Here is a 22,390-nt window from a genome sequence, read left to right on the forward strand (position 1 = left end):
GAGCAAGTTGGCCACTGTGGGTTACTTGAAAACGCGTTGCAACAGGGATGTGGCCCTTCATGACGTCTACCGTTATATGAATAAGCTTTACAATACGTAACAACCACTCTCCAGAAGCAACAAGTGTTGGAAGGTAAGAAAGAGGATGCTCCCATCGACTTCTATTCAATGGAAAAAGCATGGGCAGAACGCTGCAGAACCGAAGATACTTTATCCGGCAAACAAGAATCTGCTATTGATGTAGCAAAATCTGTCTTTTTCTTATTTAATCATCCGTAAAATGATTATCTTTGTAGGTGTAATTAATAACCGATATTAAACTACTAACCAATGAAGAGTATTATCAACAAAATGATTCTCGGGGCTTGCGTAGCATTTGCCCTGTTTGCTTTCTCTATGCCTGCTAGTGCACAGTCGTTATCACCCTCCACAAAGTGGCACTGGGAAAAAGGAACTATCATCGTGGACACCCCCGAACGTCCTGCCGAACAACAACCCGTCATCGGATTGACCGCACCGAAGTTAAAGGTAGTCCGCGTGGGATTCGTAGGTTTGGGAATGCGCGGACCGGGTGCCGTGGAACGTTTCACTCATATCCCCGGTGTTCAAATCGTGGCATTGTGCGATTACGAAGAAAAACGTGCAGAAAGATGCCAAAAGTATTTGCGTGAAGCAAGTTTGCCGCCGGCAGCTATTTACTCGGGAGAAAAGGGATACGAAGATTTATGCAAGCGTGAAGATATCGACCTGGTATATATCGCTACCGATTGGGACCATCACTTTCCTGTTGCTAAATGTGCCATGGAAAACGGTAAGCACACCGCTATCGAGGTGCCTTCTGCTATGAACCTGGAACAATGCTGGGAACTAATCAACCTAAGCGAGCAGACTCGTAAGCACTGCATGATTCTGGAAAACTGCTGCTATGACTGGTTCGAAATGAATACCTTGAATATGGCTCAGCAAGGAGTATTCGGCGAAGTGCTGCGTGCACAGGGTGCATATATCCACAATCTGGATGATTTCTGGGATTATTACTGGAAAAACGGTAAAGAGGACAAGTTAGGCTGGCGTCTGCGCTACAACAAGGAAAACCGTGGCGACGTATATGCTACTCATGGCCTTGGCCCGGTAGCACAAGCACTGGATATTCATCGTGGCGACCGCATGACTACGCTGGTAGCTATGGATACCAAATCGGTGAGTGGACGCGAACATGTGAAGAAAGCTACCGGTGAGGAATGTGATTCTTTCCGCAACGGTGACCATACTACAACACTGATTCGTACTGCTAACGGTAAAGTGATTGAGATACAGCACGATGTGATGAATCCCCAACCTTATAACCGCCTGTATCAGTTGACGGGTACTAAAGGTTTTGCCAATAAATATCCGGTAGAAGGTTACGCAGTGGATGCTAAACAAATGAAGGCTTCGGGCGTGCAACCGAAAGTGGATAACTTGAGTACTCACTCATTCTTGCCTAAATCTGAAATGGATGCATTGGTTGCAAAATATCAGCACCCCATTTTGAAGAAATACGGTGAAATGGCTAAAGAAGTTGGCGGACATGGTGGTATGGACTTTATCATGGATAGCCGTCTGGTATACTGCCTGCAAAACGGACTTCCGTTGGATATGGACGTGTACGACTTGGCTGAATGGTGCTGTCTTGCCGAATTGGGCGCACTTTCAATGGATAACGGCTGCGCTGCTGTTGCTTTCCCCGATTTTACACGTGGACATTGGAATGATGTGAAAGGTTTCAAACACGCGTTTGCCAGCGAAGCTGATGAAGCTGAGGCTGAGAAAGTTGCGAAAGAAGCAACCGCTCAACTGAAAGAGCAAGGTGCTAAAGAATGGGCAAAGATTGCTAAGAAAGAAGCAAAGGCTGCTAAGAAAAAAGCTAAGAAGTAAGCGGGCGTTTGGTATCATTACTTGATACGAAGCGTCCCAAGCAATGATACACTTTGTTTCAAGCAATGAAACACAAAGTATGGCGTAAGGTTACTGCAAGTATACCCATACAAAAAAGATGGAGAAAGGGATATTACTCTCTTTCTCCATCTTTTATTTTATACCTGACGGGTAGCGGCGAATTAGTCACCGATTTTGTGTTTGTATTTTCGGATGACTTATCTGTTACAAATAAAAAACCCGCTAAAACTACAGTTTTAGCGGGTTTCTGTCTGTAAAATATTGAAAGTTTGTGCGGATGATAGGACTCGAACCTACACGTCGCGAGACACCAGATCCTAAGTCTGGCGCGGCTACCAATTACGCCACATCCGCTCACTAAATGCTCACTCGTTTGGAGTTTTGCGCTGCAAAGATAGATACTTTTTCCGATTTTACAAATTTATAAGCAATAAAGTTATTCACTGAGGAATCTGCGGGCGATCTCTATCGATGTAGCTTTTCCTCTCATTTCGTCTTCTTGCAGCATATCTGCCTTAATGCTTGGTTCCTGTTTTGTGACATCGATGTTTTGTAAAGCGGGTTGTAGAACTACTCCTCATAAATGTGGAACAATTCTACAATCCGTCTTTTCTTTTTGAACTTTTCTTGAAGACTTAATTCTTTTATATACTGATGTTTATGATTTGTTTACTTCACCAATGTTTTTTGAGGTATAATTATTGGAGTATAAATACAAATAGGTATTTGTAGATTTAAAAGGATTAGCCAATGAGAAATTTGAAAGCGATATTAATTGTATTGTTGTGTATGTGTGGTATACATGTGCAAGCACAACAGTTGGAAATAAAAGGTTTAGTGACGTCATCGGAGGATAAACAGCCGCTTATCGGAGCTACGGTTGCTGTAAAAGGGGTACCGGGAAGGGGAGTGGTAACGGACATGGACGGCCGTTACACTTTGAAAATAGAACCATCAGATAAAATCCTTGTCATATCCTATATAGGAATGAAATCGTCTGAGGTCAAAGTGCCGAAGAATGGAGTCTTGAATGTGGTGTTGCAGCCCGAATCACTTAATCTGGATGAAGTAGTGGTGACCGGATACGGAAATTTTTCAAAGTCATCCTTTACCGGATCAGCTAACACCTTACGGGCCGACATGCTGAAAAACGTACCGGTACTTTCTGTAGAACAGAAGTTGCAAGGTATGACCACGGGGGTAAATATAACTTCCGGTTCCGGCCAGCCGGGAGCTAACCAGAGTATCCGTATCCGTGGTATGGGTTCATTCAATGCATCCAATGAACCTCTTTTTGTGATTGACGGTATACCGGTCACTTCCGGCAGTATGGGAGCCGGTACGGGGGCCGATGCTGCCTATATGAACAATGCGAAAACAAATGTAATGAGTACCCTTAATCCTGCCGATATTGAGAATATTACAGTGATAAAGGATGCCGCCGCCGCTTCTCTTTACGGTTCGCGTGCCGCGAATGGAGTGATTCTGATCACTACCAAAAAAGGAGCGGTAGGGCGGACTAAAGTTACTTTGAGCGCGAGCGGAGGCTTTTCTAATGCAGCTGTCAACTTCCGTCCCACATTGAACGGTGAACAACGCCGTGAAATGATTTATGAAGGTCTTTACAACTCTGCAGTAGACAAGGGACTCCAATCTCCCGAAGCATATGCAAACGCCAATATTGATACATATGCAGGGATACCGGAACTGGGATATACGGACTGGAGGAAAGAACTGATCCGAACCGCTCATAATCAAAACTACGAGGTGACGGCTTCCGGAGGTAACGAGCGAACTACTTTTTATGCTTCTCTCGGCTTTAACCGTCAGGAAGGTTTGGTCGAGAATTCTAATCTGGACCGTTACTCTGCCCGCCTGAACATGACACATAAGATAGGTAGCCGTGTCGAGGTAGGAGGTAACATGATGTTCACCCAAATAAGTCAGGAGATGAACGAGGAGCGCGGTTCCAATATCAATCCCTTCCTTTGTGTTGCTGTGTCTGCCACACCTTCTATGCCTGTGCGTGACGCTTCGGGCAACTATGTGGGGTCTTACATAGGTACCAATGTGAATCCGCTTCGTGACATCCGTACCGACTATAACCGCAGTCGTATGACACGTATGTTTTCCACCGGTTATGCTTCGGTAGATATCATCAAAGGATTGAAACTGAAAGAGACCCTGAGCTATGACTATACTGTGCAGAAAGATTCCCGCTATTTGAATCCGCTTAGCGGGGCAGGCCCCAAGAGCGGAAGTGATGCTCAGACCTCAAAGGGGTTTACCGAATATGGTAAGTTATTGTCGTCTACTTCACTCAACTATACCCACACATTTGCCGCTAAACATCACCTTGATATTTTGGCTGCCTATGAATTGGAAAGCTATCAGAGTGATAAAGCTATGGGAGAGAAGGCTAAACTCCCCTCGGATGTGTTGCTTGAGCCGGATAATGCCGCTGTGCTGAAGAGCTTTGTTTCTTCTACACAGGCATACAGAATGATTTCTTACCTGTCCCGTTTGAACTATGATTACGATAATCGTTATTACATTGCAGGCAGTTATCGCCGCGATGGCAGTTCACGCCTTGCTCCGGAAAGCCGGTGGGGAGACTTCTGGTCTGTTTCCGGTATGTGGCATCTGAGTAGTGAACCTTTTATGGAGGCTGTGAAGCCGGTATTGAACGATGTGAAAATCCGTGCTTCTTATGGTGTCAATGGTAATCAGCCGGGAGCTTTTTACGGATATATGGGGTTATACAGTTATGGGCAGAACTATATGGGGGCAGCAGGTTCATACGAGTCTGCTCAAGCCAATCCCAAACTGAAATGGGAAAAGAACTATAATCTGAATATTGGGCTTAGCCTGACTTTTATTGACCGTATCTTTGTGAATCTCGAATACTACAACCGCGATACAAAGGACTTGCTTTATAATCGCCCTATCAGTTCCACTACCGGTTTTCTGAATTATCTTGCAAACATCGGTCAGCTTAACAACAAAGGGGTGGAGTTCGAACTGCGTACAATTAATTTTGCCGGTCCTGACTTCAACTGGACATCGGTGTTGAACTTGACACATAACCGTAATAAAATCGTGGCACTGGACGGAGATATAAAGCAATCTATCGAGGGCTCTTGGTTTATTCATAAAATAGGACTTCCTTACAATAGTTTCTATGTGAAAGAGTTTGCCGGAGTAGACCCGTCGACCGGGAAAGGGCTTTATTATCTCAATACGCAAGATGAAAAGGGGAATTATAATAGGGAGATGACTGATGATGCTTCTAAAGCACAAGCTATTCCGTATAAATCTGCTGATCCTAAGATATCGGGAGGGTTTACTAACATCCTTTCTTATAAGTGGTTTGATCTGGGACTTACCTTTACCTATTCGCTGGGAGGATATTCTTTTGACAAGACAGGTACTCTGATAGAAACTGACGGTAGTAAAGAAAAGTCATACAACCTGCCTGTATATGCTTTGGATCGTTGGCAGAAGCCGGGAGATAGAACTGATGTACCCCGTTTTGTATTGGAACAGGGAGCCGGTCCACAAAATTCATCCCGCTATATTCACAGTACCGATCACATCCGCCTCAAGAACCTGACACTTGGTTTCACACTTCCCGGCAGATGGGTACAAAAGGCACTGATAGAGAATGCACGTGTCTACTTCTCAGGAAGTAATCTGCTGACATGGGCCAAGTGGAAACAGTATGATCCTGAAGTACCGGTTAATGGTGAGGTGTTCTGTGAGGCTCCTCCCATGCGTACCTTCAATTTTGGGGTTGAGATAACTTTCTAATTCATTCATCATTATTAATACTCAGATATATGAAACGTACACTTATATACATGTTTGCTGCTATGTCGCTTTTGGGCTCTTCTTGTTCCGGCGACTGGCTGAATTTGAATCCATCTACCGCAGTGACTACTCCGCAAGCCATCCGTACGCTTGAGGAAGCACAAATAGCTTTGAACGGCATTTATCGCATTGCTGCTTCACATAGTTATTATGGTGATAATTATCTCTATTATGCCGATTGCCGTGGTGAAGATGTGCAAGCACGTGTCAGCAAGGGAGCCGGAAAACGTGTATCACCTTATTATGAGTTCAATGTCACGGCAGATGATGCCTTGAATATTACCCGTGTATGGAATCAGCCTTATAGTGTCATTCATCAGGCAAATAGTCTGCTGGAAAGAATAGAATCCGGTGCGGTGGTTACCGATGATGCTGTGGCTCTCAACTGTATCAAAGCTGAAGCGCTTGCTTTGCGCGGATTGGCTTTGTTCGATCTCACCCGTCTGTTTGCTATGCCTTATACCTTGAACAATGGTACTTCTTTGGGAGTACCTATTGAGATTAAAACAACTTTGCCTACTCACCAGCCTGCCCGCAATACGGTGGCCGAATGCTATCAGCAGGTGATAGACGATATGACAGGTGCACTGAAACTCTCGGCACTTTCCGCTGATAAGAAAAACGGTTATCTTAATGTGTGGAGTGTCAAAGCATTACTTTCACGGGTATATCTTTATATGAATGATAATGAAAAGGCTCTCGCCTTGGCCAAGGAAGTGATGAATAACGGTGGATTGTATCAGTTGTTCACACACGATGAATATCCTACAGTATGGGGAAAAGACTTCAGTTCTGAGTCACTGTTTGAGTTTTACTACACTCTTTCCGAGCCTGATGGCGGAACGGGAGGTGAAGGTGCTCCGATGGTTTATGCCGATAATGTGAAGGATTGGAACAACCTTGTACTGACCAAAGCATTCCTCGATCTGTTGGGAGAAGATCCGGATGATGTGCGTCATTCATTGAATCGTTTGCCGGAGAAACCGGAAGAGGACCTATTGCCCGAAGGTTCCAAGGGTCATCCTAAATATCTGAATAAATATCCGGGCAAGACGGGGGATAATCCGCAGGATAATGACATCTGTATTATCCGTCTCTCCGAAGTTTACCTGAATGCTGCCGAAGCTGCCTTTAAGTTAGGGGGAGCAGAAAACCTAAAGTTTTCTTTGGATTGCCTTAATGCCATCGTGAGCCGTGCTAATCCGGCGAAGTCTGTAAAAGAGTCGGAGTTGAGCCTAGAGCGTATCTTGAAAGAACGCCGTAAGGAATTGGTAGGAGAGGGACATGCTTTCTTTGATGCCATGCGAAATGGTTTGTCTGTAAATCGTACCGGTGGTTGGCATTTGCCTTCTGTAGCGGCTGCTGCGGTTATTGCTCCGTCTGATCCGCGGGTAGCATTACCTATTCCGCAGGCGGAGATAGATGCTAACCCGAATATGGTGCAGAATCCGCGTTAATGCTTTCTGGGAGGTGAGATATACCGGCTTTTCGGATGACAGGGCTCGAACCGGCATGTTGTGAGACACCAGACAGTTATTTACTGAGGAATCTGCGGGCGATCTCTATCAGTGTATCTTTTCCTCTCATTTCGTCTTCTTGCAGCATATCTACCTGAATGTCCGGTTCAATGCCGAACTCGATGTGCTTCATCTGTGCATCGAAGTGCGGGCTGGCGGAGAAACGTACGCTCCACCCGTTGGGCAATTCGGAAGTAAAGGGCATACCCGATCCTCCTCCGGTTTTATCTCCGATGATGGTGACATTGGGCAGGCAACGCATGTGGTTGACAAAATCGTTGGTTGCGCTGAAAGAACGGCGATTGGTCAACACGACTGCTTTCTTTTGCCAGCGTACCCCATTGGCCGGTTCCAGATAGATAGCGTAAGGTTTGGAGAAGTCGTTGTGTCCGGTTCCTGTTTTGTGGGAAATGTAGCCCGTCAGTATTTTTTCATTGGTGAAACGAGAAGCGATGCGGGCGGAGTTGGTTGCGTTTCCGCCACCATTGTCGCGCACGTCGATAATCAGCCCGTTGCATACCGACAGATAGGATAGCACTTCGTCCAAATTACCGTTACCGATCGGATCGGCGAAACTTTCGTACCGTATGTAGCCGATATTATCTTTCAGTATTTTGTATTTAAGGCCTGCTGCCGTGCGATAGTCCGTACTGGCACGCCCCAGATAGGAATCTTCCAGCAGGTCTGCACGAAAGTTGCGGGGATAGTCCTGATACCAGGCATCATAATAAGATACGTTGTGGGCGGAGGCCAAATTGACATGTCCGTCCTGTAGTTCGTAGAGCATTTCGCTCAGTACCTCGAACAGCCCTTCGCTGCCCATATTGGGGGTGATGCGCTTTTGATACCGGGTGTAAATCTCGTTCCAGTCTATCTGTTTATAGTCGAGAAAACAGTATTGCTCGTCTATGATTTTCCACAACTGCTCGAAGTTGCCTTGTGGATCATTGGCAAACTCCTCTTCTCGGATGCAGGAAGAGAGGAGGCCCAGGCAGAAGATCAGGCAGAAGCCCCGTTGCAGTATTTTATGGATGATCGGATTCTTCATGGCGCTTTTCTGTTAATAGGCTCTGACAGCCGGCGGCAGGGGAGTGCCGTTCTTGTTGCGGATGCGAAACAGGTCGTGTACAAATCCTACCATGAAAACTTGCGAATAAGTATGTGTCTTGATTCCGTTCAATTTTGATTGTTGGAGATCACACAAATAGCTGAGACGCATTTTGGTATATCTGATCGGGAAGTCGACCGATAGCATCTGCCGCAACGCCGGCTGATTGTGCAGGGAGGTGAAACGGACCACTCCGCTGGCATGGCCGAGTGTGAATATCTCATAATAGGACTGCCCGTAGTGGGGGGAGAACATGACCCCTATCACCGGCAGATTGACCTGATAGCGCAAAGCCAGCGGATAATTTTTTATTTTGGTATGCCAGATGGCCATTCCCGAAGCGTCGAGGTTGATGTAGGCACGTGCTGAGGCCGGGTTGTTTGTATTACGCAGGTTGTAGACAAAGCCGCCGTTGAAATCTCCCATTCCTCCGGCAAGCAGCTTAAAGTTGTCCGTAATGCGGAATTGATAATGCAATCCGTAGTTCCAGTTCACCAGTCCGGCAAAAGTATTGTTGTTGTCCACCCGGTTGTGAGTGTATGCCAGGTTCGCCTGAAAAAAGTTCTGAACCGAGACGTTGCCGTCACCCAGAGCTGTCATACGCATGGTCTCACGGCTGATGCGGAACTCGATTCCCTTGTATTCCTGCGGAGAAAGATAGGTGTCGAATACATTGGTGTATCCCACACCGTACATGGTGGCGCGTGTCACATAGCGAGTAGCCTGAAGTGAATCTGTGCCGTTGCTATTTCCGTTCCCCCCGAAAGAGGGGAGAGCGGTTGCTGTCATCAGTAACAGCAATATGCTTGTTTTTACTTTCATACGCAGTGTTATCTTGGACTTGTGCTAAAACAGTTTCATCTGTCCGGTCATTTCGTCGAGTATGTCGTTTTCTGTTTTACCATTGTCCGGATCCAGGTTTTCCGGCTCTTCGCCGGTGCTCTCTTCCTCGTTCTGCTGTGGCGGATCGGGGAAGCGGGTTGGCTCCAGTTCATTGATGGTTTCTATCGTATAAGTCGTGAGGCGTTTCCCTTTCGCTTTAAAACCTTTGACGGCAATGAACTCTTCGGCATCGACGATAACAGGTTCGCGGAAACTGTCATGCCCTCCGAAGATGATTTCCAATCTTGGATAATACTCGTCCGTCATCAGAATCAGGCGATTGTGTTTGTTCTCGCCCAGGTAATTCTGTTTGCGTGTAGTGGCTTCGAAACAAAAACGTTTCAGGTACGGATAATTCTGCTGGTCGGCATCGTAAAGAGCGACTGTCCATATCTTATTGGGGTCGAACTTCTCGACGATACTCACATTATCTTCGTAATGATTGCTGAGATCGAAGTTTGAGGTATAGAACTCTCCGGTATTCAGTACAACCAGGATGCTGTCGTCACTCTGGAATTCGCCCAGATATTCACCGCGCCCGTCGTAATTGAGGCGAAGCACGTCACGGTCGAACCATACTTTACGTCCGCCCAATGTGGAACCACCTCGTTGTTTCAAAACAATCTTGTGTACCGGCAGGCGTGTCAGGATAACGCCTTGGCTTTGCCGGCTCCGGATGGTCACTTCACTGAAATCACGTTCGAAGATGATGCGTCGTACACGCGGATTCGGTTTCAGGGTGACTTTGATAATCTCCGCTTCTCCATTGGGGTTGGCGCTGAAATAAGAAATGCGTGAATCGGGCTTGCCTTGAGTCACGTCGTATTCACGGTCACGCACGATGGAAGTGACTGCAAACCGTTTGATATAATGTGTTCCCTCTGCGCCGTCGCGGTAGGCTACGTTGTAGATGGTACGTTTGTCATTCTTCTTAAAGACATTGACGTAAATCACGTTTTTGCCCACAAACTTCTTGTCGGCTACCGGAGTCACCATGTAACGTCCGTCGCGATAGAATATAATCACATCGTCGATATCCGAACAGCATGCCACGAATTCGTCCTTCTTTAAGGACGTTCCGATGAAGCCTTCTTCGCGGTTGATATAGAGCTTTTCGTTGGCTTCCACTACCTTGGCGGCTTCGATGGTGTCGAAATTGCGCAACTCCGTGCGACGGGGGAAGTTTTTGCCATATTTCTCTTTCAGCATCCGGTACCATTGGATGGTATATTCCACGATATTGGCCAAGTGGTTGTTGATCTCGGCAATATCTTCGTTCATGCGGGCAATCGCCTCTTCGGCTTTGTCGGAGTTGAACTTCAGGATACGTCCCATCTTGATCTCCATCAGGCGGAGGATATCGTCCTTTGTCACTTCGCGTATGAATTGTGAATAGAAAGGAGTCAACCGTCGGTCGATATGTTCGCAGGCGGCATCCATGTCTTTGGATTGTTCGAACTCTTTATCTTTATAAATGCGTTCTTCGATGAATATCTTTTCAAGAGAGGCGAAATGCAGGCTTTCCTGTAGTTCGTCTTTCTTGATTTCCAGTTCCTGGCGGAGCAGGGACAATGTATTGTCGGCCGACTTTCTCAACACATGGCTGATGGTGAGGAAGTGTGGCTTCTGGTCGTCAATCACGCAGCAGTTGGGAGAAATGCTCACTTCGCAGTCCGTAAACGCATAAAGAGCGTCGATTGTCTTATCGGACGAGGTGCCTGGTGCCAGGTGGACCAGAATCTCTACGTTGGCTGCTGTGTTGTCGTCTACCTTGCGTATCTTTATTTTTCCTTTGTCGACGGCTTTCAGGATGGAGTCGATGACCGAAGTCGTGGTTCTGCCGTAAGGGATTTCGGTGATGGCCAGCGTCTTGTTGTCTACTTTATTGATCTTAGACCTTATCTTGACTGCTCCACCGCGTTCACCGTCGTTGTATTTCGACACGTCAATAGAACCTCCGGTCTGGAAGTCGGGATATAGTTTGAACTCTTCGTTTCGCAGGTAACTGATGGAAGCGTCGCAAAGTTCGTTGAAGTTATGTGGTAAGATCTTGGATGAAAGTCCTACGGCGATACCTTCCACTCCTTGTGCCAGCAAAAGTGGGAACTTCACCGGCAAGGTGATAGGTTCTTTGTTTCGTCCGTCATACGACAGTTTCCATTCGGTTGTTTTAGGGTTGAACACTACATCGAGTGCAAACTTTGACAGGCGTGCTTCGATATAACGGGGAGCGGCCGCACCGTCACCGGTGAGGATATTACCCCAGTTACCCTGGCAGTCGACCAATAAGTCTTTCTGTCCCAACTGTACCAATGCGTCACCAATAGATGCATCGCCATGGGGGTGAAACTGCATCGTATGTCCTACAATGTTAGCCACCTTGTTATACCGTCCATCATCCATGCGTTTCATGGAGTGCAGGATGCGGCGTTGCACCGGTTTCAGTCCGTCATTGATATGGGGCACGGCTCGCTCGAGGATAACGTATGAAGCATAGTCCAGAAACCAGTTCTGGTACATTCCTGTAAGTTGATGTTTAATGCTTTCGTTATGTGAGTCCGCCGGCTTATAGTCAGAATGTCCTTCCGTAATCTCGTTGTTCTCTTCGCTCATAAAATCAAATTTCCCTCTGGTTTTAACAACAAATTATCTTTTTTACATCATTATTGGGTGATGTGCAGGCAAAAATACGAATTTAATTGAAAAAAATCATTTACTTTGCAGATTATTTCTGAGTCTGGCTTACAGGCAGATGTATGAAATGTAAATTGTAAATGACTAAATTGAAAATAAGACGATGGCACAAGAAGATGTTTTTAAGAAGTTAGTATCACATTGCAAAGAATACGGTTTTGTGTTCCCCTCAAGCGATATCTACGACGGATTGGGCGCAGTGTATGACTACGGACAGATGGGTGTTGAACTGAAAAACAATATTAAAAAATACTGGTGGGACAGCATGGTGCTGCTGCACGAAAACATTGTCGGCATTGACTCTGCAATTTTTATGCACCCTACCATCTGGAAGGCTTCCGGACATGTGGATGCATTCAATGATCCGTTGATTGACAACAAAGACTCTAAAAAACGCTATCGTGCCGATGTACTGATCGAGGATCAACTGGCTAAGTACGACGATAAAATTAATAAGGAAGTAGCCAAGGCTGCCAAAAGATTTGGTGAAGCTTTCGACGAAGCTCAGTTCCGCAGCACCAATGGCCGTGTTCTTGAGCATCAGGCAAAACGTGATGCATTGCACGAACGTTTCGCAAAAGCACTGAATGATAACAATCTGGAAGAGCTTCGCCAGATAATTATCGACGAAGAAATAGCTTGCCCGATTTCCGGTACTAAGAATTGGACGGAAGTTCGTCAGTTCAATCTGATGTTTTCTACCGATATGGGGTCTACTGCCGATGGAGCCATGAAAATTTATCTTCGTCCGGAAACTGCGCAAGGTATTTTCGTAAACTACCTGAATGTACAGAAGACCGGTCGTATGAAAGTTCCTTTCGGTATCGCTCAGATCGGTAAAGCTTTCCGTAACGAGATTGTAGCCCGTCAGTTCATCTTTCGTATGCGTGAGTTCGAACAGATGGAGATGCAGTTCTTTGTTCGTCCGGGCAGCGAATTGGAATATTTCAAGAAATGGAAAGAAATTCGTTTGAAGTGGCACAAGGCACTGGGCTTTGGTGACGATCATTATCGTTTCCACGATCACGATAAATTGGCCCACTATGCGAATGCCGCCACTGACATTGAGTTCTTGATGCCATTTGGTTTCAAAGAAGTAGAAGGTATTCACTCCCGTACGAATTTCGATCTTTCCCAGCACGAGAAGTTCTCCGGAAAGAGCATTAAATATTTTGATCCCGAGTTGAATGAATCGTACACTCCGTACGTAATCGAAACTTCGATCGGTGTTGACCGTATGTTCCTCAGTATTATGTCGGCTGCTTATTGCGAAGAGCAACTGGAAAATGGTGAAAGCCGCGTTGTATTGAAATTGCCTGCTGCATTGGCACCGGTGAAACTGGCTGTAATGCCGTTGGTAAAGAAAGACGGACTGCCTGAAAAGGCCCGTGAGATCATTGACAATCTTAAGTTCCACTTCCATTGCCAGTATGATGAAAAAGACAGTATCGGTAAACGCTACCGTCGTCAGGACGCCATCGGTACTCCGTACTGTGTGACTGTTGACCATCAGACATTGGAAGACAATTGTGTGACACTGCGTAACCGCGACACTATGGAGCAGGAACGTGTGGCAATCTCTGAATTGAATAATATCATTGCCGACCGGGTAAGTATTACCTCGTTGTTGAAAACAATCCAATAACTCTTTAGCGAATGAACAAAAAAATCTATTTATTACCGTTGCTGTTACTGGCCCTTATCTTTGTTTCTTGTGAAGAGACGAAAGAAGCTACAAAGTTTGATAATTGGAGGGCACGTAATGAAGGATATATTGATTCTTTGAAGACGGTATTTGATGACAAGAAGGATCCCGAGCTGAAAGCTTTTGCACCGGAAATAAATCCTAAGTTGCGAATTTACTATAAAGATAAAACACCTGCTGATAGACAATTGGGCGATAAACCTCTTTATACGGATTCTGTCGAAGTATTCTATCGTGGTTATTATATTTTTGGGGAATCTTTTGATGGTAATTTTACTGGTAGTCAGCCGAATCTTGACTTTGATGTACCTTTGAAGTGTTATGTAGATCCATTTAAGAGTACTACACAAACTTCAAAGTATATATCTGTTATTAGTGGTTGGGGAGAGACTCTACAACGGATGCGTGTAGGACAACACTGGACTATATATTTGCCTTATGAAATGGGGTATGGTGAAAAAGGGGATAGAGATATTCCAGGATATTCGACTTTGATTTTCGATATACAATTACAAAAAATTGTAAATGAATAGGATATGATTAATCTCTCCTGATTATTAATGCAATAATCAGGAGAGGTTATTTTAGGGTTTGTTTTATGATATTCTTACTGTGTGGCAGACTTTTTATTGAGGTTGCCATTCTACTAATGGGTAACTCCATCCATTATACATTTTAGTGCTTGGTATTCCGACTACTTCATGAATAATATAACCTTCTATATTTATGGAGTGCGATTGGGAGGTTGTGTTTTGAACGTCTATGCGGATCTCTTGATTGAGTTTTACTTTTCCTAAGTTACGTTTACACACATTGAAGTTTATGGAGATGTTCCTTTCTTCTTTTTCTGCAACTTTCCATTTCTTCTTACCTTTCCATTCTAACTTTAAAACCAAGAAAAGATTACTCCATGTGGTATGGGGTGGGAGGTTTTCGCGAATAATGACCGATTTAAGTTCATGGACATATTTGTATCTGAATTTGGATCCTGGTATTTTAAATTCATGTTGATATGATGTCCCAATCTTTCCATATTGTGTTTTGTATATCGCTCTTGTTGTTATTTCTGATTCTTCTTGGTTAACTCCTACTTGCCCATATAAAAGTGGGACAGTCAATGTCTTTCCTTTAATTGATTTCACGTACATATTTCCTTTTTCAAATGCAATTATGGTATCATTTATTTGCATTTCCATTTTATGGTTGAATAGTGCTTGAAATGCTCTCGGCATTTCTGCCATGATTTCATCTTCGCAAAATTCAAGGTCTGTATATAGCGGATATTTAATACCCGAGGCACGAACCCATTCTGTTTGTTCTTCATAAGTCATGTAAGATAGTGTGTCAAGGGTGTTATAAAACTCTTTTGCACTATTGAATACAATTCTGGAATCTTCTTCTTTTTGCGGATTTACTTGATTAGTCACCGTTTGATCCAATTCTGTTTCATCACATGATGAAAGTAGAATAATTGAAAATAGCAAAAATAATTTAGATATGGTTTTCATATATAATAAAGATTTATACTCTTTGAGAGAAAGAGCTTGTTATTATTTAAAAATAAAATCTCAGATTTCATTTGTTGTAAATTCTCCGGTATATGCTCTGTTATCCAGTATTAATTCAATATTATAGTTTGATTCACTTTGATTGTTGCCTAAATCTATAGAGATACTACAATCGTTTGTTGAAACATTGTAATGAATGGCTTCTCCCGTATCTAAATTCATAATTGTGACAACTGCAGTTTTATTTATTTCTCTGAAAATAAGATCAACCGTATTTCCACAGATAAAAGCTTCTGCGGGACAAGGTGGGGGCAGAGAACGTTGATGGTGCTGAGTTTCTACTTTCATTTTAATTTTCTTTCTTGAGGCTATTGTTTCTGCATTTATATAGCCAACACTAATGAATAAGAATAGGGTAATTAGACAGGTTAACTTTTTCATGATAAATGAATTTATGTTTCTGCAAAGATAGTCCAATGCCCAAGTGATGATACTGATGTGAGATAACAATTGAAGGATTTATGATTACTGATAATCAGTGGTTTATGAATTTTGATATAACAAGGAGGAGGAACCGTATGATAAAAGGTCATAAAATTCCTTCTGAAGGAGAGTTTTCATTAAAAATTATAGAAAAAGTCTGGGGACTGATTTGTTTTTTTATGCGATACTTTCTTTGGGTGAGTGCCTGGTTACTTTCAACTCTCATACAAAATTTGATTGTAGAGGTAGATAGACGCAAATATTGTAGAATGCAATAGAAGAGGTCTTCTTGTGTTAGTTTTGGATATTGTTCTCGTAAATCCTGAATTGCTTCGATGAAAACTTCGTTTATCTCTTTCTGTATGGAATTAATTTCTTTCTGTTTTTCTTCTTTTTCTTTTTTAAATTTGGCTGTTTCTATTGCATGTAATTTTTTATATGATGTGGAAGTATGAAACAGTCGTGTACATATTTGAAGTGTTCTTCTCCATAATTCAACTTGTTGCTGCTTTAGTTCTTCTTTTTTCAATTCTTTATTCCTTTCCGCAATATATGTATTACTATCAATCAGCGTTTTGATTTTCTCTTTTAATTCATCTTTCTCTATTTGGTTATTTCTTAATTCACATTGTATTTTAATGTATACTTTTTTTCTTTTATTATCTTTATAAAGAAAGATAAATGTGATACACGCAATGAGTAATAATGTAGTTACAATAAGAAAAGCTGCATGCTTTTGCCGTTTTATAACTTCGGCCTGTTGTAATGTCTCTGTCGCATGTTGCTTTAGTATGTGACTTATTTCTGCACTATGGTTTAAATCTTGTATAGAATCATATAGAATGAGAGACGTGTCATTGTATAGAATTGCATCATTTAATTCTCCTTGTTCTTTTTTTATTTCATATAGAGCTTGGTATGCCGATGCCTGTGTATTTAAGTCTGAACTTTTTTTAGCTAAATTGATATAGTAAAAAGCAGAATCCAATTGATTCAGATTGTGTAATATTTCTCCTTTCCAAAAATACATGGCAGATAGATCGCTACTGCGTGGAGCATATTGAATAGAGCGTACTATATAACTATATGCCGCTTCATAGAGGTTTTCATTGTCATAAATCCGGGAAATATCACAAAATAAGATAGACTGCCATGTAGAGTCATTGGTACTTGATGCAATGGTGAGAGCTGTTTGGTAATATTTAAGAGCTTTCTCAAACTGTTCTTGAATAGCATATATGCTTGCCATTCCTCGAAGTGGATATAGGATATTCTTGCTATTGTATTGTTTATAAATGTAGTATGCGTCTTTATATACTTCTAAAGCTTTGTCATAAAAATCTTGGTTTTTATAGCATGTACCCAAATTATCGTATATCAAAGTTAATAATGTGTCATGGTCTGACGTTGCTTTTTCTGCAATGAGATATGAGTTAATGGCTTTTGCATAATCATTATTGTTTTGATAAAATCGTCCTAAATAAAAGTATGCTTTTGCTTTATTGTTATCTTTTGATAAGTGATCATAATGGTTTATAGCAATCAAAATTAATGAATCGTTGATTAATTGATGGCCGGTTTTATCCTGTGCTTGTGCTAATAATAATGCGTATTTTGCGTTTTCTGAAACAGATAAATCTGTTTGATTTATTGTTTTTAATAATTTAAACGCACTATCGGGTTGATATTCCATAATGGAATCTGCCAGAAAGATGGTTCTGTTTATTTGTTGATGCTGTGAACAAGAATAAATGATAGTGAATCCTAAAAATAACAGTATTATATTTAGTAAATATTGTCTCATCTTTATATTTTTGCTTATTCGGACGGTAAAGGTAACAAGTTTTGTAAAAATAATAATTGATATTACTTTTTAAATTTTGATAGAATGGAATATATCAACGATTTAATCCGACGGAAGGACCGCCTTTTATCGGAAGACGAAGCAATGAGTTTACTTGAAAATGGGGAATACGGGGTGTTATCTATTTCTTCAACTGAAGAAGGTGTTTATGGCATTCCCATTAATTATGTATGGGATAAACAACAGTCTATCTATTTTCATTGTGCTCCCGAAGGGCGTAAGCTTTGTATACTTCAAGACTGTAATCAAGCATCGTTTTGCGTGGTAGGACGCACCCGCGTTGTTTCCAATCAATTTAGTACCGAGTATGAAAGTATCGTGATTAACGGGACTATGATTTGTCAGTTAGAAGAAACTGAGAAGCGAAAAGCATTGGAACTTCTGCTTGATAAATATTCTCCGGAAGATAAAAAGGTGGGGCTGAAGTATATGGAAAAGTCTTTTCACCGTACCCATGTCTTGAAACTTGTTATTAAAACAATATCCGGTAAGTGTAAGAAAATAAATCAGTCCTGTCCGGATTATTAAGAAGCTTCTGCCTTATCTCTCCTTTGTTTATCTTTTGTTTTTTTAGCATGGGTTATTTTTCTTTCGCAAATGTAATCTGGATTACATTCTTTTTAAATGGAAATCCCTTTCTTTGCATAAATACATAGCATACATACTATGAAGGTAAAAGAATATATCCAATGGTTACTCCCTTCACGTAAGTGGAGAGTACTTGCGATCATTATAACAGGTGTGATTGTAGGTGGAGGGGCTCTGACCCTTTATATGCTTCGGGCACATACCTATCTGACCGATGATCCGGCTGCTTGTGTTAATTGCCATATCATGGGGCCGTATTATGCGACGTGGTTCCATAGTTCGCATAGCAGGAATGCTATGTGCAATGACTGTCATGTTCCCCACGAAAATCCTGTGAAGAAATGGGTGTTCAAGGGAATGGATGGCATGCGCCACGTTGCTGTATTTCTGACACGGGGCGAGAAGGATGTGCTTCGGGCCAACAAAGAGAGTGCGGAGGTGATTATGAACAATTGCATTCGTTGCCATACACAACTGAATACGGAATTTGTAAATACGGGACGAATAGATTATATGATGTCTCAGGTAGGTGAAGGGAAAGCTTGTTGGGACTGTCATCGGGACGTACCGCATGGCGGAAGCAACAGTGCTGCCTCCACTCCTGACGCATTAGTACCTTATCCGGATTCTCCCACACCGGAGTGGTTGAGAAAGATGATAGAATAAATAAAAAATCAAGATAACAAAATTATGGAAAAGAAACTGAAATCATGGCAAGGATGGTTGTTGTTCTGCGGAGCGATGGTAGTCGTTTTTGTGCTTGGGCTTGTTGTCTCGGCGCTGATGGAACGCCGGGCAGAGACGGTAAGCGTTTTCAATAACAAACGGGTGGAAATTACCGGAATAGAACCACGAAACGAAGTGTTTGGGGATAACTACCCACGTGAGTATGAAACATGGAAAGAAACGGCTAAGACCGATTTCAAGAGTGAATTTAACGGTAACGAAGCGGTAGATGTACTTGCACAACGTCCCGAGATGGTGGTGCTTTGGGCCGGCTATGCATTCTCAAAAGATTATTCGACTCCGAGGGGACATATGCATGCTATTGAGGACATTACACATTCACTCCGTACCGGTGCGCCGATGGATGATAAGAGCGGGCCGCAACCTTCTACCTGCTGGACTTGTAAGAGTCCGGACGTTCCTCGCATGATGGAAGCTATTGGAGTGGATTCGTTCTATAATAATAAGTGGGGAGCTTTCGGTAGTGAGATCGTCAATCCGATAGGTTGCGCCGATTGTCATGAACCGACGAATATGAAACTTCATATTAGCCGTCCGGCTTTGCGCGAGGCATTTGCCCGTCAGGGGAAAGATATCGATAAAGCGACTCCGCAGGAAATGCGTTCGTTGGTATGCGCACAATGCCACGTGGAATATTATTTCAAGGGAGATGGCAAATACCTGACTTTCCCTTGGGATAAAGGATTTTCGGTAGAAGATATGGAAGCCTACTATGACGAGGCCGACTTTGCCGATTATACACATGCACTGAGCAAAGCCCGTATACTGAAAGCACAACATCCGGACTACGAGATCTCTCAGATGGGAATTCATGCCCAACGCGGAGTGTCGTGCGCCGATTGTCATATGCCCTACAAAAGCGAGGGAGGCATGAAATTCAGCGATCACCACATTCAGAGTCCGTTAGCTATGATCGACCGGACTTGTCAGGTTTGTCATCGTGAGAGCGAAGAGACATTGCGGAATAATGTATATGACCGTCAGCGTAAAGCGAATGAAATTCGTGGCCGCCTGGAACAGGAGTTGGCTAAAGCGCATATTGAAGCTAAATTCGCCTGGGATAAAGGTGCGACGGATACTCAGATGGCAGAGGCGTTGAAGTTGATTCGCCAGGCCCAGTGGAGATGGGATTTCGGCGTGGCTTCACACGGTGGTGCGTTCCATGCTCCGCAAGAGATACAGCGCATTCTGGGACACGGACTTGATAAAGCTTTGCAGGCCCGTCTTGCCATCTCAAAAGTGTTGGCTCAGCATGGCTATACAGCCGATGTGCCGATGCCTGATATTTCGACTAAAGAGAAAGCGCAGCAGTATATCGGTCTCGATATGCAGAAAGAGCGTGAAGCGAAAGATAAATTCCTGAAAACAGTAGTACCCGAATGGTTGGAGAAAGCGAAGGCTAACGGTCGTCTGGCTAAACTGTAAACTATGTGGCAGAAACCTTGGGGATATAAAGAAGGGTTCGCCATCTGTGGCGGACTTTTTCTGACAGGCATTTTCCTGCAAATGACGTTGGGGAAGTGCACACTTTCCATTCTTTCTTACCCTGTGAATGTGTGTGTAGGGTTGCTATATGTCGTTATCTTGTTATCGGCCTACACCTTTTCACAAAAGAGTTATTTTATCCGGTGGATGGGGAGCTGTCAGGCTGCCGTTTCATCCATGGTGTCAGTGGCCGTGCTCACTGTAGTGATGGGACTGATCCGCCAGGTGAAGTCCGATATACCTTTGTCCGGTATTGAAAACTGGCTGGGATTTTCGCAAATGTTGTCCGCCTGTTCGTTTGTGCTGTTGTTCCTCTGGATGGTCACTTTGTTGGGGTTGACCACCATTCGGCGGATTCATCATTTCCATTGGCGGGACGTTCCTTTTGTGCTGAACCATCTGGGACTTTTCCTTGCACTGACCGGAGCTGTATTGGGAAATGCCGATATGGAGCGTCTGCATATGACTACAAAGATAGGACAAGCCGAATGGCGGGCTTCCGATGAAAATCAGAAAATGCGGGAGCTGCCTTTGGCTATCGAGCTTCAGAACTTTACGATTGATGAATATCCCCCGAAATTGATGTTGATTGACAATGAAACAGGTAAAGCACTGCCGGTCGGGAAGCCGGAAAACCTGCTGATTGAAGATGATTTTCGTGCCGGGCATTTGCTCGATTGGGAAATCCACATAGAGAAGAAACTCCCTTTGGCAGCCAGTGTAGCGACTCAGGATACTTTGAACTTTGTGGACTTTCCTTCAATGGGAGCTGCTTATGCTGTCTATCTGACGGCAGTGAATGATAAAACAGGCCGGAAACATGAAGGATGGGTGAGTTGTGGCAGTTTTATGTTTCCTTATAAGGCTATCCGTCTCGATGATCAGACCAGTTTGGTAATGCCCGAGCGTGAACCTCGCCGTTTTGCATCCGAGGTGAAAGTTTATACAGAGTCGGGACGCCGTGATTCGGCCACGATTGAGGTAAATAAACCTTTTGAGTTGGAGGGATGGAAAATATATCAGTTAAGTTATGACGAGTCGAAAGGTCGCTGGAGCGATATAAGCGTGTTTGAACTGGTTCGTGATCCGTGGTTACCGGTGGTTTATACCGGTATCTGGATGATGATAGCCGGAGCTGTCTGCCTGTTCGCCCTGTCACAGAAAAGAAAGGAGGACAACGTATGAGTTGGGATCATTTTGTGATATTTGCCATGGCAGCTCTTCTGTGTTGGGCTATCGGTGCCGTTGCCGCATGGAAAGAGAAAGGGCAGTTTGTTGTTTATGCAGCCACGTTGGCAGGACTGGCCGTCTTTTTTGCTTTTATCCTTGGGATGTGGATTTCATTGGAACGGCCTCCGATGCGTACAATGGGTGAAACCCGATTGTGGTATTCTTTCTTTTTACCTTTGGCGGGCATCATCACTTATAGCCGCTGGCGATATAAGTGGATTCTGAGTTTCAGCTTTGTTCTTTCGCTTGTGTTCATCTGTATCAACCTGTTTAAACCCGAGATACATAATAAAACCTTGATGCCTGCTTTGCAAAGTCCTTGGTTTGCACCGCATGTCATTGTATATATGTTTGCTTATGCTATGTTGGGCGCAGCGGCCGTTATGGCGGTATACCTGCTTTGGATCAAGAAAAAAGCTACCAAAGAACGTGAGATGGAACTGTGTGATAATTTGGTCAATGTAGGACTATCCTTCATGACATTGGGAATGTTGTTCGGAGCTTTGTGGGCTAAAGAGGCCTGGGGGCATTACTGGAGTTGGGATCCGAAGGAAACCTGGGCGGCAGCCACGTGGATAGGCTATCTCTGTTATATCCACTACCGGATGAACAGGCGGCAAAAAGTACGTATGGCACTTGTCGGACTCCTCATCTGTTTTGCATTGCTGCAAATGTGTTGGTATGGCATTAATTATCTGCCATCGGCACAGGGAACCAGCGTACATACGTATAATTTGAATTGATAAATCGCTAACTACTAATTACTAATTG

At 43.6% G+C, this 22,390-nt stretch carries 17 protein-coding genes and 1 tRNA gene; 11 read left to right on the forward strand and 7 right to left on the reverse strand.

Features of this window, described 5'->3' with window-relative positions:
• The first annotated feature begins 126 nt into the window (after positions 1-126).
• Positions 127-279, forward strand: a complete 153-nt coding sequence (locus tag FDF36_RS13535) for a hypothetical protein (protein ID WP_220391669.1) — start codon at positions 127-129, stop codon at positions 277-279.
• Positions 280-396: 117 nt separating this feature from the next.
• The gene (locus FDF36_RS13540; protein WP_409013159.1) at positions 397-1,917 is read left to right on the forward strand and encodes a Gfo/Idh/MocA family protein; all 1,521 of its coding nucleotides are present in this window, start codon (positions 397-399) and stop codon (positions 1,915-1,917) included.
• A gap of 293 nt (positions 1,918-2,210) precedes the next feature.
• Here FDF36_RS13540 and FDF36_RS13545 read toward each other — a convergent pair.
• Positions 2,211-2,292: transfer RNA gene (locus FDF36_RS13545), tRNA-Leu, on the reverse strand.
• A gap of 396 nt (positions 2,293-2,688) precedes the next feature.
• Between FDF36_RS13545 and FDF36_RS13550 the strand changes: the two genes are divergently transcribed.
• Together FDF36_RS13550 and FDF36_RS13555 are read left to right on the forward strand one after the other, a co-directional pair.
• On the forward strand, positions 2,689-5,748 hold the full coding sequence (locus FDF36_RS13550) for a SusC/RagA family TonB-linked outer membrane protein (protein ID WP_220391671.1): 3,060 nt from the start codon (positions 2,689-2,691) through the stop codon (positions 5,746-5,748).
• A 29-nt stretch (positions 5,749-5,777) separates the two neighbouring features.
• The gene (locus FDF36_RS13555; protein ID WP_220391672.1) at positions 5,778-7,265 is read left to right on the forward strand and encodes a RagB/SusD family nutrient uptake outer membrane protein; all 1,488 of its coding nucleotides are present in this window, start codon (positions 5,778-5,780) and stop codon (positions 7,263-7,265) included.
• A gap of 76 nt (positions 7,266-7,341) precedes the next feature.
• Here FDF36_RS13555 and FDF36_RS13560 read toward each other — a convergent pair whose 3' ends face one another.
• From FDF36_RS13560 to FDF36_RS13570, 3 genes are read right to left on the reverse strand one after another with little or no spacing between them, the layout of a single operon-like run.
• Positions 7,342-8,373, reverse strand: a complete 1,032-nt coding sequence (locus FDF36_RS13560) for a S41 family peptidase (RefSeq protein WP_220391673.1) — start codon at positions 8,371-8,373, stop codon at positions 7,342-7,344.
• A 12-nt stretch (positions 8,374-8,385) separates the two neighbouring features.
• Positions 8,386-9,255: a DUF3316 domain-containing protein gene (locus tag FDF36_RS13565; protein WP_220391674.1), complete on the reverse strand. Its 870-nt coding sequence runs from the start codon at positions 9,253-9,255 to the stop codon at positions 8,386-8,388.
• Positions 9,256-9,279: 24 nt separating this feature from the next.
• Positions 9,280-11,928 (reverse strand): DNA gyrase/topoisomerase IV subunit A, encoded by a 2,649-nt coding sequence (locus tag FDF36_RS13570; RefSeq protein WP_220391675.1) that lies wholly within the window; start codon positions 11,926-11,928, stop codon positions 9,280-9,282.
• 184 nt (positions 11,929-12,112) lie between these two features.
• On the opposite strand from FDF36_RS13570, the gene FDF36_RS13575 reads away from it, so the two are divergent.
• Positions 12,113-13,654 carry a glycine--tRNA ligase gene (locus FDF36_RS13575; protein WP_220391676.1) on the forward strand — a complete coding sequence of 514 codons (1,542 nt, stop codon included), beginning with the start codon at positions 12,113-12,115 and terminating at the stop codon, positions 13,652-13,654.
• Between the two features lie 11 nt (positions 13,655-13,665).
• On the forward strand, positions 13,666-14,247 hold the full coding sequence (locus FDF36_RS13580) for a BamJ family beta-barrel-assembly machinery protein (RefSeq protein WP_005811946.1): 582 nt from the start codon (positions 13,666-13,668) through the stop codon (positions 14,245-14,247).
• 93 nt (positions 14,248-14,340) lie between these two features.
• Here the strand turns inward: FDF36_RS13580 and FDF36_RS13585 are convergent, their stop codons facing one another.
• The 3 genes from FDF36_RS13585 to FDF36_RS13595 form a co-directional block, all read right to left on the reverse strand.
• A complete protein-coding gene (locus tag FDF36_RS13585) occupies positions 14,341-15,222 on the reverse strand; it encodes a hypothetical protein (protein WP_005811945.1) in 882 nt (293 codons plus the stop codon).
• A gap of 60 nt (positions 15,223-15,282) precedes the next feature.
• On the reverse strand, positions 15,283-15,663 hold the full coding sequence (locus FDF36_RS13590; RefSeq protein ID WP_220391677.1) for a DUF3244 domain-containing protein: 381 nt from the start codon (positions 15,661-15,663) through the stop codon (positions 15,283-15,285).
• Between the two features lie 148 nt (positions 15,664-15,811).
• Positions 15,812-17,509 carry a tetratricopeptide repeat protein gene (locus FDF36_RS13595; protein WP_220391678.1) on the reverse strand — a complete coding sequence of 566 codons (1,698 nt, stop codon included), beginning with the start codon at positions 17,507-17,509 and terminating at the stop codon, positions 15,812-15,814.
• Positions 17,510-17,593: 84 nt separating this feature from the next.
• Here FDF36_RS13595 and FDF36_RS13600 point away from each other — a divergent pair, with 84 nt between their 5' ends.
• The 5 genes from FDF36_RS13600 to ccsA all read left to right on the forward strand — a co-directional run bounded on the left by FDF36_RS13600 (position 17,594) and on the right by ccsA (position 22,362).
• On the forward strand, positions 17,594-18,097 hold the full coding sequence (locus FDF36_RS13600) for a pyridoxamine 5'-phosphate oxidase family protein (RefSeq protein ID WP_193684045.1): 504 nt from the start codon (positions 17,594-17,596) through the stop codon (positions 18,095-18,097).
• A 138-nt stretch (positions 18,098-18,235) separates the two neighbouring features.
• Positions 18,236-18,823, forward strand: a complete 588-nt coding sequence (nrfH, locus tag FDF36_RS13605) for a cytochrome c nitrite reductase small subunit (RefSeq protein ID WP_220391679.1) — start codon at positions 18,236-18,238, stop codon at positions 18,821-18,823.
• A 24-nt stretch (positions 18,824-18,847) separates the two neighbouring features.
• Positions 18,848-20,329, forward strand: coding sequence for an ammonia-forming cytochrome c nitrite reductase (gene nrfA, locus FDF36_RS13610; protein ID WP_005811939.1), 1,482 nt, complete (start codon positions 18,848-18,850; stop codon positions 20,327-20,329).
• A gap of 3 nt (positions 20,330-20,332) precedes the next feature.
• Complete coding sequence (locus FDF36_RS13615) at positions 20,333-21,574, forward strand: cytochrome c biogenesis ResB family protein (RefSeq protein ID WP_122330736.1); 1,242 nt, start codon at positions 20,333-20,335, stop codon at positions 21,572-21,574.
• On the forward strand, positions 21,571-22,362 hold the full coding sequence (gene ccsA / locus FDF36_RS13620; protein WP_220391680.1) for a cytochrome c biogenesis protein CcsA: 792 nt from the start codon (positions 21,571-21,573) through the stop codon (positions 22,360-22,362). Before FDF36_RS13615 ends, ccsA begins: the two co-directional genes overlap by 4 nt.
• The last annotated feature ends 28 nt before the right edge of the window (positions 22,363-22,390 follow it).

Origin of the sequence: Bacteroides fragilis (assembly GCF_019583405.1) — a bacterium.
Classification (GTDB): Bacteria; Bacteroidota; Bacteroidia; order Bacteroidales; family Bacteroidaceae; genus Bacteroides; species Bacteroides fragilis_B.

Excerpts from the sequence above, each read along its gene's own strand:
- FDF36_RS13575 (WP_220391676.1), top strand. The coding sequence starts at position 12,113 with ATGGCACAAGAAGATGTTTTTAAGAAGTTAGTATCACATTGCAAAGAA.
- FDF36_RS13550 (WP_220391671.1), top strand. The coding sequence starts at position 2,689 with ATGAGAAATTTGAAAGCGATATTAATTGTATTGTTGTGTATGTGTGGT.
- FDF36_RS13565 (WP_220391674.1), bottom strand. The coding sequence starts at position 9,255 with ATGAAAGTAAAAACAAGCATATTGCTGTTACTGATGACAGCAACCGCT.
- ccsA (WP_220391680.1), top strand. The coding sequence starts at position 21,571 with ATGAGTTGGGATCATTTTGTGATATTTGCCATGGCAGCTCTTCTGTGT.
- FDF36_RS13585 (WP_005811945.1), bottom strand. The coding sequence starts at position 15,222 with ATGAAAACCATATCTAAATTATTTTTGCTATTTTCAATTATTCTACTT.
- FDF36_RS13595 (WP_220391678.1), bottom strand. The coding sequence starts at position 17,509 with ATGAGACAATATTTACTAAATATAATACTGTTATTTTTAGGATTCACT.
- FDF36_RS13580 (WP_005811946.1), top strand. The coding sequence starts at position 13,666 with ATGAACAAAAAAATCTATTTATTACCGTTGCTGTTACTGGCCCTTATC.
- FDF36_RS13600 (WP_193684045.1), top strand. The coding sequence starts at position 17,594 with ATGGAATATATCAACGATTTAATCCGACGGAAGGACCGCCTTTTATCG.
- FDF36_RS13540 (WP_409013159.1), top strand. The coding sequence starts at position 397 with ATGCCTGCTAGTGCACAGTCGTTATCACCCTCCACAAAGTGGCACTGG.
- nrfA (WP_005811939.1), top strand. The coding sequence starts at position 18,848 with ATGGAAAAGAAACTGAAATCATGGCAAGGATGGTTGTTGTTCTGCGGA.
- nrfH (WP_220391679.1), top strand. The coding sequence starts at position 18,236 with ATGAAGGTAAAAGAATATATCCAATGGTTACTCCCTTCACGTAAGTGG.
- FDF36_RS13560 (WP_220391673.1), bottom strand. The coding sequence starts at position 8,373 with ATGAAGAATCCGATCATCCATAAAATACTGCAACGGGGCTTCTGCCTG.
- FDF36_RS13615 (WP_122330736.1), top strand. The coding sequence starts at position 20,333 with ATGTGGCAGAAACCTTGGGGATATAAAGAAGGGTTCGCCATCTGTGGC.
- FDF36_RS13590 (WP_220391677.1), bottom strand. The coding sequence starts at position 15,663 with ATGAAAAAGTTAACCTGTCTAATTACCCTATTCTTATTCATTAGTGTT.
- FDF36_RS13555 (WP_220391672.1), top strand. The coding sequence starts at position 5,778 with ATGAAACGTACACTTATATACATGTTTGCTGCTATGTCGCTTTTGGGC.
- FDF36_RS13570 (WP_220391675.1), bottom strand. The coding sequence starts at position 11,928 with ATGAGCGAAGAGAACAACGAGATTACGGAAGGACATTCTGACTATAAG.